This is a genomic window from Desulfosalsimonas sp., assembly GCF_055149105.1.
The window spans coordinates 1-14,977 of the sequence record NZ_JBSRLA010000038.1 but is presented as its reverse complement, the minus strand read 5'-3'; the positions used below and the strand labels follow the sequence as shown (position 1 = coordinate 14,977).

At 54.4% G+C, this 14,977-nt stretch carries 11 protein-coding genes; 3 read left to right on the top strand and 8 right to left on the bottom strand.

From position 1 onward, the window contains the following. Window positions 1–24: 24 nt before the first annotated feature. The 6 genes from ACTCIA_RS10225 to ACTCIA_RS10200 form a co-directional block, all read right to left on the bottom strand. Entirely contained in the window at window positions 25–894 is an 870-nt protein-coding gene (locus tag ACTCIA_RS10225; protein ID WP_463001716.1) for an NAD(P)-dependent oxidoreductase, read from the bottom strand. 28 nt (window positions 895–922) lie between these two features. Then, window positions 923–2,173: an acyl-CoA dehydrogenase family protein gene (locus ACTCIA_RS10220; RefSeq protein WP_463001715.1), complete on the bottom strand. Its 1,251-nt coding sequence runs from the start codon at window positions 2,171–2,173 to the stop codon at window positions 923–925. Between the two features lie 36 nt (window positions 2,174–2,209). Continuing rightward, the gene (locus ACTCIA_RS10215; protein WP_463001714.1) at window positions 2,210–3,721 is read right to left on the bottom strand and encodes a class I adenylate-forming enzyme family protein; all 1,512 of its coding nucleotides are present in this window, start codon (window positions 3,719–3,721) and stop codon (window positions 2,210–2,212) included. Further along, complete coding sequence (locus ACTCIA_RS10210) at window positions 3,718–4,194, bottom strand: MerR family transcriptional regulator (RefSeq protein ID WP_463001713.1); 477 nt, start codon at window positions 4,192–4,194, stop codon at window positions 3,718–3,720. Before ACTCIA_RS10210 ends, ACTCIA_RS10215 begins: the two co-directional genes overlap by 4 nt. A 216-nt stretch (window positions 4,195–4,410) precedes the next feature. Continuing rightward, window positions 4,411–5,667, bottom strand: a complete 1,257-nt coding sequence (locus ACTCIA_RS10205) for a Fic family protein (RefSeq protein ID WP_463001712.1) — start codon at window positions 5,665–5,667, stop codon at window positions 4,411–4,413. A gap of 73 nt (window positions 5,668–5,740) precedes the next feature. Continuing rightward, window positions 5,741–6,199: an ACT domain-containing protein gene (locus tag ACTCIA_RS10200; RefSeq protein WP_463001711.1), complete on the bottom strand. Its 459-nt coding sequence runs from the start codon at window positions 6,197–6,199 to the stop codon at window positions 5,741–5,743. Window positions 6,200–7,093: 894 nt separating this feature from the next. Here ACTCIA_RS10200 and ACTCIA_RS10195 point away from each other — a divergent pair. Both ACTCIA_RS10195 and mgtE read left to right on the top strand, forming a co-directional pair. Next, the gene (locus tag ACTCIA_RS10195) at window positions 7,094–7,909 is read left to right on the top strand and encodes a DUF3786 domain-containing protein (RefSeq protein WP_463001710.1); all 816 of its coding nucleotides are present in this window, start codon (window positions 7,094–7,096) and stop codon (window positions 7,907–7,909) included. A gap of 335 nt (window positions 7,910–8,244) precedes the next feature. Then, window positions 8,245–9,639: a magnesium transporter gene (mgtE, locus tag ACTCIA_RS10190; RefSeq protein ID WP_463001709.1), complete on the top strand. Its 1,395-nt coding sequence runs from the start codon at window positions 8,245–8,247 to the stop codon at window positions 9,637–9,639. Window positions 9,640–9,649: 10 nt separating this feature from the next. Here the strand turns inward: mgtE and waaF are convergent, their stop codons facing one another. Further along, window positions 9,650–10,687, bottom strand: a complete 1,038-nt coding sequence (gene waaF / locus ACTCIA_RS10185) for a lipopolysaccharide heptosyltransferase II (RefSeq protein WP_463001708.1) — start codon at window positions 10,685–10,687, stop codon at window positions 9,650–9,652. A gap of 219 nt (window positions 10,688–10,906) precedes the next feature. Here waaF and ACTCIA_RS10180 point away from each other — a divergent pair, with 219 nt between their 5' ends. Continuing rightward, a complete protein-coding gene (locus ACTCIA_RS10180) occupies window positions 10,907–13,756 on the top strand; it encodes a PAS domain-containing protein (protein WP_463001707.1) in 2,850 nt (949 codons plus the stop codon). On the opposite strand, the gene ACTCIA_RS10175 is transcribed toward ACTCIA_RS10180, so the two are convergent. Then, window positions 13,735–14,703 (bottom strand): Lcl C-terminal domain-containing protein, encoded by a 969-nt coding sequence (locus ACTCIA_RS10175; protein ID WP_463001706.1) that lies wholly within the window; start codon window positions 14,701–14,703, stop codon window positions 13,735–13,737. The two genes, ACTCIA_RS10180 and ACTCIA_RS10175, sit on opposite strands and share 22 nt — an antisense overlap. Window positions 14,704–14,977: the final 274 nt, after the last annotated feature.

The window sequence follows — 14,977 nt, the reverse complement described above, 5'->3', positions numbered from 1 at the left end:
TTTCAGGGCAAGCGGACCGGGGGGTTACTCGCCCTTGTCCAGAAACTCGTGGATCGCAGCGAAATCCTTTCGTCCGTGTCCGGCAGCTTTGGCCCGGCCGTAAATTTGTTTTGCCAGACCGGCGAGAAACAGGGGCTGATTTTCCTCGTAGGCTGTAATGTCTACCAGATGGAGGTCTTTGTGCATGAGTTCCAGGGGAAAACTGGCCTCAAAATCCCGGTTTTGAATCAGCGCGGCCTTGCCTTTCAAAAAAGGCGCTGATACCGGCAGCCCGGGCAGTGTTTCCATAAGGAACTCCCTGCTGAATCCCAGTTTTTCACCCAGCAGCGCGGTTTCCGCATATGCCACCATCGATTGCGCCAGCAGCGCATTTACCAGCATTTTAAAGGCGCTGCCCTGTCCGGCCGGTCCGACGTGCAGGATTGTCTTGCCCATCAGCTCAAACAGGGCCCTTAGGTTTTCAATATCGTCTTTTTCACCTCCGAGCAGAAACGTCAGCTCCCCGTCCTGTGCAGGCTTTTTGGTTCCCGCCACGGGCGCATCAATGAATTTTAAACCCCGTTGTTCGGTCCGGTCCGCGCAGCTGCGGGTAAAAGACGGATTTACCGTTGAACAGTTCACCCAGACCGCCCCCTGGTCCATTGCGTCAATAAACCCGGATTCCCCGAAGGCAAGCGACTCCACGACATCCGGAGATGATAGCATGGTAAACACCACATCTGCCTTGCCCACAGCCTCTGCAGGTGAACCGGCCCGGCCGGCGCCGGCTTTTTCAAGCTCTTGTGCCGGTTCCGGGGATCGGTTGAACACAGTGAGCATGGCGTTGTCATGTTTGAGCAGGTTACGGGCCATGGGTTTTCCCATAATCCCAAGACCAATAAATGCAATCTTCATCGGTTTACCCCCTGGCATGGTTGCTTGTTTATTCGTAGATTTTTTCCTCCGGCGAATTTGCCTGTGCGGCGATTTCCTCCATGTCGCGCTCTGATGTGACGCCTTTTTTGGTAAAATATTCCTTGTACCATTCCGATGCAATAATCAGGGACATAACCTCGTTGGTGCCGGTCCAGATGGAGGCCAGCCGCAGATCCCGGACAATGCGTTCAATGGGAAAAATATTGGTGTAGCCGATGCCGCCCATGACCTGCATGGTGTTATGGGCCGCCTTCTGACAGGATTCGGTGACAAATTTCTTGGTTTCCGAAACCATTCTGCGGATTCGCCTGGGATGGGCATTGCTGTCCACTGCCCTGGCCGTGGCATGGCACATGGCCCGGGAGGCATCCAGGAGCATGGCGGCTTCGGCCACCTGGAAAGACACCCCCTGATAGGAGTTGATTGTCTGGCCGAAGGCCTTTCTGCGGGTGGTGTAGCCGGTGGCAATATCTAAGGCCGGGCGGGCCGCACCAATGGTCATGGCTGCGGTGCCCAGGCGCTCGGGGATCATCATGGTGTTAAATACCTTGTAGGCCGCGCCCACCTCTCCGAGCACATTTTCCTTTGGCACTTTTACGTCCTTGAATACCACGCGGCCCGCACCGCCGCCCCGGCATCCCATCAGGCCGTACTGGTAGGCTGTTTCCACGCCCTCGGATCTGTCCACCAGAAAGCAGGTCAGGGCCTTGTGGGGATCGCACTGGGGATCCGGATTGGTTCTGGCATATACCAGGAAATAATCCGCGGCCTCGGCGCCCACGATAAATCTTTTTTGGCCGTTTAGAACAAAATGGTCGCCTTTGTCCTCGGCTTTTGTGGTGGTACCGAAAAAATCCGATCCGCCCCGGGGCTCGGTGAGGCATTCAGCGGCAAATATCTGCCCGGCAAGCAAAGGCTTGACGTATTTTTCCTTCTGCTCGTCCGTTCCGTGCAAAACCACGGCATCGCAGACCAGCTCGGCGCCCACGCCGAACACACAGGCAAAGATATAGCCAAGGACCCCGACTTCCTCCATGACCATCACGGTTGTGGCCCAGTCCATGCCGCGGCCGCCCCATTTTTCCGGATAGCGGCAGCCCATGAGGTTTCTTCGGCCGGCCTCGGCCAGAAACTCCCTGGGAAAAACGATCTTGTCCGCGTCCATGTCCAGAATCATCTGCTTTGGCACCCAGGCCACCAGATCCCGCACTTCTTCGCGCAGGGCCAGGGCCTTTTCATCCATCATGTAATCAAACATTTTCGACCTCCTGTTTTCAGTTTGCTTTTGGCGTTGCTATTTTTCCCGCAGCATGTATTTCATTACTTTGCCAGTGGGGGTTCTTGGAAGTTCCTCTTTTTTGTGAAATTCCCTTGGGATTTTATACTTGGCCAGACGCCGGGCCAGAAAGTCTTTGATGTCATCTGGAGAAGGATCCTTGTCCGGGGCCGGGATATAATAGCCAATCACGGTTTCCCCCCATTCCGGGTGCGGTTTGCCGATTACCGCTGCATCCGAGATTTCGGGATGGGCGGTGAGTGCGTCTTCGACTTCCTTTGAGTATACGTTTTCACCGCCGGTTACGATCATGTCCATGGTGCGGTCGATGATAAACATATAACCGTCTGCATCAATGCGCACAAGGTCGCCGGTTTTGTACCAGTTGTCTTCAAAAGCCGCTTTTGTGGCCTCTGGATTATCCAGATACCCTTCCATCATGGAGGCGGCCTTAAGCCAGATTTCCCCGGTCTCTCCCCGTGCGGCTTCCTGTGTATCAGACTTCATGACTTTCAGGTCTGCACCCGGCAGCGCGGTTTTTCCAATAGAGCCGGCCTTTTCAACCTGCTCGTCAGGGAAAAGGGTTGTGCCGGTGGGACCGCTTTCGGTCATACCGTAGACCTGATAGAATTTATCGGATTTGTACTTTGCGGTGAGCAATTTGGCGTGCTCTGCGCTTATGGGACCGCCGCCGTAAATCCAGCATCGCATGGAGCTCAGATCGTAATCATCAAAGTTGGACACCATCTGAAGCGGGGCCAGATAGGATATGGGCGCGCCGAAATACACGGTTGTTTTTTCATTCATGGCTGCTTCCAGAAAATGAACCGGGTGATATTCCCTTAAAAGAACGGTGGACGCCCCCACATACTGGGCGCCCATAAACCAGTTGTTCAAAGGGGAGGAATGCCATATGGGCATGGCCGTAAGAAGACGGTCATTTTTATCCATTTTCATGGCAAGGGCGCCGGTGATGCCCGCCATGATCACATTGGCATGGCTGTGAACACAGCCTTTGGGCTTCCCCGTGGTCCCGGAGGTATAAAGAATTTCCGCGGTGTCGTGGGCGGAAACATCAACCGGGGTGTAGGGTTCGGCGGATTCCATCATGGTTTCAAGCAGTTTTACCTGGCTGCCGGCGGCTTCAGGCAGGCTGTCCATTGCAATCTGCTTTGACTGGCTTTCAAGCGCTGAAGCAACCCCGGAGAGGGCGCCGTCATAGAGAAACAGCTCTGATTTGCTGTGATTTAAAATATAATCCACCTCAGGGGCCATGAGTTTATGATTGATGGGAATGACAGCGGCTCCGGCTTTGAACGCGCCGAAAAAAGCGTATACAAAAGACGGCGTGTTAAAGCTCATGATGGAAATCCGGCTGCCTTTTCTGACGCCCATGCTTTGAAAAACAGCCGCGCTTTTTTCGGAAAGCGCCTTTAATTCCCTGAATGTGATGCGCTTTTCCCCATAGATCAAAGCCGTTTTGTCCCCGAATTTTCTGTGGTTTAAATCCAGCAGTTCAGCAAGCGTCATTTTCCTTCTCCTTGTTTTGGGCGTTGATGGTTTTCCAGGCTTTTGAGGCGTTTTAACAATTTTTGCTTTACCGACAGCAAATCGTTTTCCAGTTCTTGGAGTTCTTTGATCCGGGTACGGATTTCTGCCAGTTTTTGGTCTCCATAGTTGAGGCTTTTTCGGATCTGCTGGCTTTCTTCGGGTTCGGCGTTCCAGTAGCCGATCATTTCCCGGATTTGTTCAAGGCTGTAGCCGAAACGCTTGCCGCGCAAAATCAGGCGGAGCCGGGCCCGGTCCTTTCGGGTAAAGATGCGGTAATTGCCGTTGCTTCGGCCGGGTGATATCAGGCCCTGTTTTTCATAATAGCGGATAGAGCGGGTGGTAATGCCGAACTCTTCGGCCAGCTCAGAGATCAGGTACTGATTTTTGCGCTCCTGTCGGGCCTGAAGGCTTGAATTCTGCTTTGGATCGGATGGCGCTTCTTTTTTTGTCATATGGAATTTTCCGGTTCAGGTGCCGGCAAGGTCTCTGCCGGGCGAGCATTTTGATGTGAAGTTCAGGTTTTGGTCAGAACAACATTAACATTTACGTCAACGTTAATGTTAAAGCGGCAGGATTGTCAAGAAAAAGATCAAAGCTTTTTACGAAACCATCAATCTTATGGTCTGTGCTTTGTTCCGCAGGCCCGGGATGATCCGCATATTAAACCATCATTCGGGATTTTCCATGTATTGTTCCCCGATCACCGACGGGTTGTAAAGATCCGGGAAGTAATAGGGCAGGACATGAAGCGGCAGACCGATGACAAGAGGGGCCCGGTGGGATGAGGATACCAGCAGGCCCTCGTCTAAAAGGGCGGCTACGATACGGCGGGCGTTTCGCTGGCTCATGTTTAAGATTTCCCCGGCCCGGCCGCGGGAAATGCTACCGCGCATGAATACAGCCCGCAGAAGCCGGGAGGCTTCGGGCCGAAGCGGTTTTTTGGCACTTTTTGACCGCATGTCCACATACCAGTCGATTCGTGCTTCGATCTGGTCGAGCCGCAGCAGGTTTTCCATGAACCGAATCTGGTCAAGGCAGGTGAGAAGAAAAAAGTTGCAGAAATCAGCCAGCAGTTGTTCACTAAACCAGTGTTTACCTTTTTTTTCTTCAGGTGAGTCAGCCGCCCACAATTCCATCATATATCGCTGCTTTTGCCTTGACAACCCCCTGGACAGGGACCACAGATTGCTTTGGTTAATTCCTGCCAGGACCAGGTAAAGATTTGAAAAAAGCCTTGCCACCCGGCCGTTTCCGTCCCGGAACGGATGCAGCCAGGTCAGCCGGTGGTGGGCGGCGGCCATGGCAATGAGCCGTTCATCACCGTGAAATCGATGCGGATCATAGTTTTTCGCAAATTCATTCATCAGAACCGGCAGTTCTTCAAATCCGGGTCCATGCGGGGTGCGGCCGTCAACAGAGACGTTGACGTCCCGAATCTGGCCGGGATTGACGGAAATGTCGGAAAATCCGTCCTGGGTGTGGGCAAACCGGTGTTCCGCAGGAAGATGTTCATAGAAGGCGGCATGAAGCGTTGACAGAAATTCTGGCGAGCAGATGTTTGACGCCCGGTTTGTTCTCAACGCGGCCATAAACGTCTGTTCGGTCTCCACGTGTGCGGCACAGAGCTGCTGGGCGTATTTTTTTTCCGGATCATCAAGGAAATTTTTCTGCAGGGCCATCTCGATGTCCGGGATGGTGGTTTTGTGGCCTTCGATCAGGTTGCTGTAATAGCTGTTGATCAGCCGCAAATGCCCGCCCAGGGTATCGGCTGTGGCGCCGGCTACCCGGCCTTCAAGTGCGGCGGACGCGGATGCGACCTCCTGGGCCAGGTCTTTTAGCCCGCCCATATAGGTTTTGCCGGGAAGGTAGGGGCGGAGGGAAGAAATGTCTCTGGCCGGTTTTTTGGCCGGTTTCTGCTTTTTCATAATACCCTTTATTTAAAGGGTTTTTTATGATTTTTCAAGCATATTTTTAAGATTTTCAAAAAAATTTGGCCGGTTAGTATTTCAGATAGTGGAAAGGCTCGATTGTGGCCAGGGCTTCTGTGCCAAGGGTTTTAAATCCTTTTTCTTCCAGGATGCGCCGTGTGGCGTCGATGTGGGATACATCCAGGACGATCACTGCGGTCTTATGGCTTTCCAGGACAAATCCATAGGCGTTTTCAATATTGATTTTTTCCCTGGCCAGATATTGAATCAGCTTATCCATACCTCCGGGCCGGTCGTCAATAATGACTGCGATCACCTCTTTTAATTGCGTTTCTATGCCTTCTTTTTCAAGCACCTTGTGCGCCAGTTTGGGATCATCGACCATGATGTTCAAAAATCCGCTGCTGCCAAACGATGAAATAGTGATGGCCCGGATGTTGAATTTTTCCTTTGCCAGAATGCCTGACACTTCGGCGAGTCTTCCGGGTTGATTTTCCACGGGTATGGTGAGTTGATAGGCAGTGTTCATGGCGCACCTTTTGCTTTAAAGAAGTTGATCAGATCCTGTGTCAGCACTGTTTATCTGTAAAGCAATCAGTTCAAAATCTCAAGGATCAAGTTCGATGGCACCGTAAAAACACTTTTTCTCCAGACCACCAGTCACATGCATTGAAGAAGAAATGACAAACCCCCCTCTGCATAATCAGTTCGTGGCGGTTTTCGCATGTGGCAGGGACGGGTGTGGTTTGTTTGTCTGCGGCTCGGTTTCGGCGATCGTACCGGGGCTTTGACTGGAATTTTAAAAACTCGGGCTTATCGCCCTCAGACAGTTTAAAATTCCGGTCGCCAAAGCCCCGGTACGATCTTATGCCGAAACCGCGCCAATGCAGCCAAACAAACCACCCCCGCCCCGCCCCATGGCCAGGGCTCTGGAAATATCTGCCGGCAACTGTTTTTTACCGGGAGGTTCTTTGTATTTGGCTATCTAAAGAGTTGATCAGCCTGGAAGGGTGTTTTTCAACATGTTTTACAAAGTTATCGAATTTGAGCACAGGTTTTCAAGGAAGCCCGAAGGACGGGGGCGGGTTTTTGAAGCGACATTGAGAATTTTTGCGGGAAAATTCAGCCGATGCCGGAGCCGGAAAATTTCAAACTGTCTGAGGCCGACAGGCCGAGTTTTTGAAATTTCGGCGAAGGCATCGGCTGAATCCGCAAAAAGGCTCAGGAGCGAAAAAACCCGCCCCCGGCCGCAGGGCTTTCTTCCTCACAAACACCAAGCAGGGCCAAAAGCTTTTCGTGATTCTGTTAACCCTGCCAGGGTCTTGAAAACCGCCCGGATGCGATTATGTTATAATCCGGCTTTGACAGCAGCGCAAAAATAAAACGCAAACCGGTTTTTGGATTGAAAAAAAGGAGCAGGCATATGGCCCTTTCAGTCATAGATTTGTGCCGGGATGTACTGCCGCAGACAAACTGCGGGGACTGCGGGTATCGTTCCTGCATGGCGTTTGCGGGCATGGTGGTTTCTGAAAAATTGTCCCTGGAAAACTGCCCCCATCTGGATGCCGAAACCATCCGGCGGTGCAGCCCGGAGCTGGAGGCGCAATACAGCCAGGGCAAGTGGCTGAAGCGGGACATGGCCGAAGATGCCCTTTTTTGGGCGCGCCAGGGATCTGCTGCCATCGATATTGAAGATCTGCCCGAAAGAATCGGCGGAAAAATCGTGGAAAGGGCAGGGCAAAAAGTCCTGGAACTGCCGTATTTCAATGATGTGGTCTATATTTCCCCGCAGGGCATCACCAAAAACGACGGATCTGAAATCACCCGCAATGAACAGGTGTTTCTGCATATCCACCTGGCCCGGGGCGGCAGCGCCGAGCCCTCGGGAAACTGGAAAAGTCTTAAGGAATTTCCCAATACCGTGTCCAAGGTGGTTTCCATGAAGTCGCATGTGGAGGCGCCGTTAAAGGAAAAATTTTCCGGAAACCCGGCCGCCCTGGCCAAGCGGGCCCGGGAAATCGGAGGCATCGACCGGACAGGGGATTATGGCACGGCAGACCTTGCGTTCTTATTCCAGGTGCTGCCGCGGGTGCCGGTCATGCTTGTTTTCTGGGATGCTGAGCCGGAAGACGGATTTGAGGCCGAGGTGCGGCTGCTTTTTGATCAGACCATTACCGGGCATCTGGACATCGAGTCGATCATGTTTTTAAGTGAGCGGTTGAAAGATCTGCTTTGTTAAGGCAAAAGCCTGCCGGTGCGGTGCGGACAAAATTTGTTTGACAGCCGATCTGATTTTTAGTAAATTAAATATGTTTATGCTTATGGCAGGTTCTTGCACAAAGGTGCAGAAACCCGATTGTCAACCCGTTACGGAGAGTTCACACATGGATGACGAAGGTGGTAGTCCTCACTTATTGAAGTCTGCAATCTTTTTGAAAAATCAAATGATCTCTTATCACCCGCCTTTGGTGTCAGACGGCGGCATACCGGATTTCCGCCTTACTTTCCCCGGATAGGTTCCGGCCTTTTGCCCCCGCCTGACAATGGGCGGGATTTATGCAAGGAGGCCGGAACATGAATCAACCCCTCAAGTTTCCAATCAATCCCTTTGCGCCTGAAAACGGCGAGAGCATTGAATACCTAAACGACGATGTGCTGCGCCGGTTATGTGAGGCCGAGCACCCGGCGGATCTGGCATCCCAGTTTTCTGAATTTGAGCCGGACCAGGCCGTTGATGTGTTTTCACGCCTGAGCCCCCAGTGCTGCGCGGACGTGCTCGTGCACATGGAATACGAGCTTCAGCGGGAAATCGCCGCAGGACTTGCCGATGAGATGCTGGCCGCGGTGATCGCCAGAATGCCCTCGGATGACCGGGTGGATCTGCTGCATTCCATGCCTGATGAGCGGGGCGAAACCCTGCTGCATCTGCTGGCAAAAGCCGAGCGTGAGGATATCCGCAGGCTCAGCTCCTATGACGAGGATACGGCCGGCGCGATCATGACCAGCGAATACGCCACCCTGCAGCCGCATTTAAGCGCCCGCCAGGCCATTGAAAAACTCCGCCTGGAAGCCCCGGACAAGGAAACCATTTATTACGCTTATGTCATTGATGAAAACAGGCGCCTGCTCGGGCTGGTCTCCCTGCGGGAGCTGATTTTGGCCCGGCCGGAGCGGTCCATTGAAACCATTATGCGCCGGGAGCCCATCTGCGCCAACGTGGATGACGACCAGGAGGACGTGGCCCGGCAGATGGCCAAATACGACCTTCTGGCCATGCCGGTGATAAACGGCAATGAGGCCCTGGTGGGGATCGTGACCTTTGACGACGTCCATGACGTCATCGAGCAGGAAGCCACAGAGGACTTCCACCGGATGGGCTCTATCAGCCAGAGTTCGGGAACAGACGACCTGGTGGACATCGGACTGCGGGATGCAAGCCCCTGGCTGCTGATCCAGAAGCGCCTGCCCTGGCTGCTGGCCCTGGTGTTTATGAATATTTTTTCCGGCGCCGGAATTGCCTATTACGAGGAAACGATCCAGGCCACGGTGGCCCTTGTGTTTTTTCTGCCGCTGCTTATCGGTTCCGGGGGCAATGCCGGGGCCCAGTCGGCCACCCTCATGGTGCGGGCCATGGCCATCGGCGACGTGGTGCGCAAGGACTGGCTGCGCATGGTGGGAAAGGAAATCGGCATTGCCCTGGCCATTGGCGTTTGCATGGGCGTTGCCGTGTCTTTCATCGGTGTTTTCCGGGGCGGCCCGGACGTGGCGGTGATCGTTTCTCTGGCCATGGTTGCGGTGGTGCTGTTTGGCAGTCTGCTGGGCATAAGCCTGCCGTTTCTGCTCACCCGGTTTCGCCTGGATCCGGCAACAGCCAGCGCGCCCCTGGTGACCTCGGTGGCCGATATTGGCGGGGTGGTGATCTATTTCGGAATCGCCTCCTGGTACCTGGGTCTGCACGGCGTGGTATAGCCGGCGTGTGTTACCGGCGGCTTTCGGGCGCCGGGTTTTGTGCGGCCGTCCTTTGAATGGAGGCTTCCAGGTCTTGCGGCAAAATTTCCTTCATGCATTTGAAGTGGCCCAGGGGGCATTTTCTGGCAAAACAGGGAGAGCACTCAATTCCGGTGTAATGGATGTTTTTTTTGTCTGTTAGCGGCGGGGTGTATGCCGGTGTGGTGGAGCCGTATATGGCTTGCACGTGCACACCAAGGGCGGCTGCAATGTGCATGAGCCCGGAGTCGTTGGTCACGGTCATATACGACAGCGCAATTAAGTCAATGGCGTCGTTTAGCGAGGTTTGCCCGGCCAGGCCGTGCACGTGCGGGGGATTGCCTTCGGCAATGGCCGAAGCGCAGGCCTGGTCCTGGGGGCTGCCGAAAATCCAGACCTGGTAGCCCGATTTTGTGAGCCGAAGGGCCAGTTCCCGGAAATATTGGATGGGCCATTGCTTGGACGGCCCGTATTCAGCGCCCGGAAAAAAGGAGATCACCGGCCGGTCCGGGTTCAGCCCCAGTTTTCGGCACAAGCGTTTTTGATTGGCGGCATCGATCTGAAGATGCGGCTGGGGAATAGTTTCCGGGGGCAGGGGGGCATCAGCCGGATGGCCCAGGGCCACCTGGCGCTGGACGGTCATGGTCAGCCGGGTCTTGTCGAGCTTGCGCACGTCGTTTATCAGAAAAAAGCGTCCCTGGCCCCCGTAGCCCGTGCGCACAGGGATGCGGGCAAAAAAGGGCACCAGCGCCGGCTTGATGGAGCGCGGCACCACAATGGCCCGGGTATAACCGTTGGCTGCCAGCTTCCGGCCGATTTCAAAGCGTTTTTTGAGTTTCAGCTGCCCGTGGCCCGCAGGCAGGACAATTGCCTGATCCACCTCGGCCATGCGCGATAAAATCGGAAGGGACCACGACGGGGCCAGCACGTGGACTGTGCAGTTTTCATGCAGGTCTTTCAATGTCATAAACAGGCTCTGGGCCATGACCATGTCGCCCACCCAGGAAGGCCCGCACACCAGTATTTTCATTTCACCTCCGAAAAAAGCATGCCGGACAGGAAAGCCGCCGGTTTCACCCGCAGGCCCCTGTAGCCGGACTGTGCGGATTTTGTTATTCTACATGCAAAAAACCATAAGTAAATCCCAATTTTTCATTGTTTATTTTTTGGAATGAAACGGGTATGTTTATTTTGATTGCAACATTGATGCCGGTACTGTTTTTAAACCGCAAAAACCTTCGGGAGCCGAATGCCATTTTCCGGAAACCTGCTGGAAAAGACCGCTGCAAGAATCCTCGCCATTGCCCTGAGCATCATCGCCCTTTTTCTGATCTTTTTGTTTGCCGTAATCTTTCCGGTTGTACAGGATGCCCTGTTTGATTCCCGCAAGATGGCGGTAAAAAATCTGGTGGATTCGGTGTGCAGCATGCTGGCCGACTACCAGAGCCGGGTGGAAAATGGCGGCATGGACCAGAACGCAGCGCAGCAGGCCGCCATGGAGCGCATTCGTCACATGCGCTTTACCGACAACGGCTATATCTGGATCAATGACAGTGCCACACCATTTCCCCGCATGATCATGCACCCCGCTGCACCGGAACTGGAGGGTCAGGTCATGGATGATCCGTCCTATGAAACCGCTGTGAGCGTGCAGATGGGAATGGCGGGCGAAGAAAAGCGGTTTGAGGGGGGTAAACGGCATTTTTTTCTGGTATTTTCCAAGGTGGCGGAGGAAAACGGCAGCGGCTTTGTGGAATATTTTTGGCACCGGCCAACCCCTGGGGGGCTTACAGAGACAGTGCATCCCAAAAAATCCTATGTCCGGCTGTTTGAACCCTGGGACTGGATCGTGGGAACCGGGGTTTATATCGATGATGTTTATGCCCAGATGAACCGGCTGAAATGGACCATCATCTCCATGGGCGCAGTTATTTTCCTGATCGCCCTGATCGGTACTGTTTTTTTGATGCGCACCATCACCGGGCCCATCAACCGGCTGGTGGGCTTTGCCACAGATGTGGCCGGCGGTGATTATCACGCAGAAATTCCCGGGCATTTCAGGGGAGAGATGCGCCAGTTAAAGCAGGCCATTTCCACCATGGTCCATGAACTGCGGACCCGGATACAGGAGGCGGAAACCCGGGCCAGGGAGGCCGAGGCCGCCCGGCAGGCCCTGAAAAACAGCCAGCAGCGATTTCAGCTGGCCCTCCGGGGAACCAATGACGGGATCTGGGAATGGGATCTGCAGACCAATGAAGTGTTTTTCTCCAGGCGATGGAAGGAAATTATCGGATATGCCGACCATGAACTGGAAAATCGCCTGGAGCACTGGCAGGACCGGATTCATCCCGATGATTACAACCGGGTGACGGAATCTTTTAATCGCTTTTATGAATCCGGAGCGCTCCAGTTCGAGGTGGAATACCGGCTCCGGCACAAAGACGGTACTTATCGCTGGGTTTTGGGCAGGGCCGCATGCCTGCGGGATTCCGGCGGAAAACCCGTCCGCCTTGCAGGGGCGCATACGGATATCACGGATAAAAAACAGGCGGAAAACACCCTCCGGCAAAGCGAGGAAAAATACCGGGTTGTGGTGGAAAATGCCAAGGAGGCCATTTTCGTGATCCAGGACGGGGTGCTGAAATTTGCCAACCAGACCACCAAGTTTACCGGTTATAGTATCGAGGAGCTCAGTTCCAGGCAGTTTATTGAGTTTATTCATCCTGCTGACCGGGCAAAGGTGCGTGAAAATTATCTCAAGCGTCTTGAAGGCCAGCCGGTGCCGGATTATGAGTACCGGATTATTGACCGCGCCGGAGATGTCAAATGGGTGGAACTCAAGGCGGTGACAATTCAATGGGAAGGCCGTCCGGCCACCCTGAATTTTTTAAGCGATATCAGCCAGCAGAAAGCTGCGGAACAAGAGCGGCAGAAACTGGAAAGGCGGCTGCGTCAATCCCAGAAAATCGAAGCCCTGGGAACCCTCACCGGCGGCGTGGCCCATGATTTCAACAATATTTTAAGCATTATCATGGGCTATGCAGAACTGGTCCAGTCCGAAATTCCCAAAGACCATCCCGCGGCAAAGAGTCTGCACCAGATCAGCGCGGCCGGGCTACGGGCCAAAGATGTGGTTCGTCAGCTGTTGACCTTCAGCAGAAAGGGCGAGGAGGAAAAATGCGGCCAGGATATCAGCCTGGTGGTCCGGGAGGGCTTGCGCATGATGCGCTCGACCATCGCTTCCTATATTGAGATCCGGGAAGATATCAGCAGGGACCTGCCGCAGATCTGGGCCAATCCCACACAGATTCATCAGCTGATCATTAATCTGTGCAAAAACGCCGCCGACGCCATGGCGGATAACGGCGGTACCCTGCGCGTATCGCTGAAAACACAAACTCTGTCGCAGACAATTGTTGCATTCGGCTATGACCTCGGGCCCGGCGATTATGTGAAACTGACGGTTTGCGATACCGGCCACGGCATTTCCGGAGATACCCTGGAGCGCATTTTTGATCCGTATTTTACCACAAAGGACGTGGACAAGGGCACTGGGCTGGGCCTGTCTGTTGTGCTGGGCATAGTCCGGGATCTGGGCGGCGGCATCCGGGTGGAGAGCCAAAACGGCAGCGGTTCATGTTTTGAAGTGTATTTCCCGGCCTTGCAGGATGCCGCCCCCTCTCCGGCGCCTAAACGTTCCAGTGATCTGCCGGGCGGAAATGAACGGATTTTGCTTATTGACGATGAGCATGCCGTGATTCAGCTTAACGAAATCCGCCTCCAGCGGCTGGGATACCGCGCTGAGTGCCGGCGTGATCCGCTCGCGGCCCTGCGGGAGTTTGCAGCAGAGCCAAACCGATTTGACCTGGTGATCACGGATATGACCATGCCCGGGATGACCGGTGATGTGCTGGCCCGGGAAATTCTAAAGATCCGGGCGGACATGAAAATTATTCTGTGTACCGGCTACAGTGAGAAAATTTCGGAAGAATCAGCCAGGGAACTCGGCATTGCCCGCTACATGGAAAAGCCGGTTAGCTTCCCGGATCTGGCTGCAGCCTTGCGCGCTTTGCTGGATCAATCCGATGAGGCGCAATAAGTGCTGCCTGCCTGGTTTTCCCGCCGGCCTGAGGTTTGAAACGTTTTTTCGCCCCGCACCGGCCAGGTAAAAAATTCGGGATTTTCCTTAAACCCCACCCCAACTGCCCCGTCTTTGAGATACAGGGCCCAGGCATAGCGGGTTTCATAAAGGCTCGTGGTGGCAGACCAGTAAAAATCCCGGACACCGGAAAAAAGGTCTTTGCTTGCAAGGGCCGGGCTGTGTGTTCCCATGTCCACCAGGCTTTCAAGTTCGCGTATCTCCGGAAGCCGCCAGTCTGAAAACCCCATGGCACCCTCCTGGTTCATTTCAGCGATCAAATCTGCGGCTGTCTGCCAGGAAACCATTTTGCTGCCGGCATCGGCCTGGCGCATCCAGTTCAGGCCGGTGGCCAGGTCGGTGACAATGTGTTTGTCTGCTTTAAAACGCGGCTCAGGCCAGGGTTTTCCGGAGCAGACAGACGCGGCCTGGACCGTGTTACTGCAGTGGATAACCCGGCCGGTTTCATCAAAGCATTGTCTCTGGCCGGTCCGGAGAACCGAGGGCGGGGATGCGTTTTGTGTGCGCACGGGCCAGACCATGTAGGAGGCGTATTTCATGCCCCGGTACACCTTGGCCCCGCCCAGGTGGACGTACCAGGCCTGGTCCGGCAGTCTGGCGCAGGTGGTGGCGGTCCAGTAATACCCGGGAAACACGTTCTCAAAGGGGTGATCCACGGGCAGGGCGGGATTGATGCGGTCGTGGCGGATTAAGGAAAACAGCTCCCTTCTGTTGGGCAGCCGCCAGTCCTGATGGCCTTCAAAACCCTGGGCATTGAGTTCTTCCAAAAATGCAAAGGTTTCCTGCCAGTTCAGGGGAAATTCCGCTGGTGCCGCATCCCGGCTCCACATCAGGCCGGTGATCCTGTCCCATACCCGGTTGTTTTCCACGTCAAAACGATGCTGCATGAGTGATCGCTTCCATTGTAAAAAGATTTTTATATCGTCCGATATTTGTCAGGAAGGAAGGCCTGCGGCCGGGGTCGGTTTTTTCGCTCCTGACAGTTTGCGGAGGTTTCCGTAAACGGTCAATGTCGATTACAAACCGATCCCGCCCCTGGGCTTCCCTCCCCCTTTTGGCGTCAAACTTTGCACACAGTCGGCCATGATGCCGGCCCGGGGGTGGTTTGCGAGTCGCATTGAGCGCGCAAGCGGTCAGCAGGGAGCAAACCGCCACCGGGCC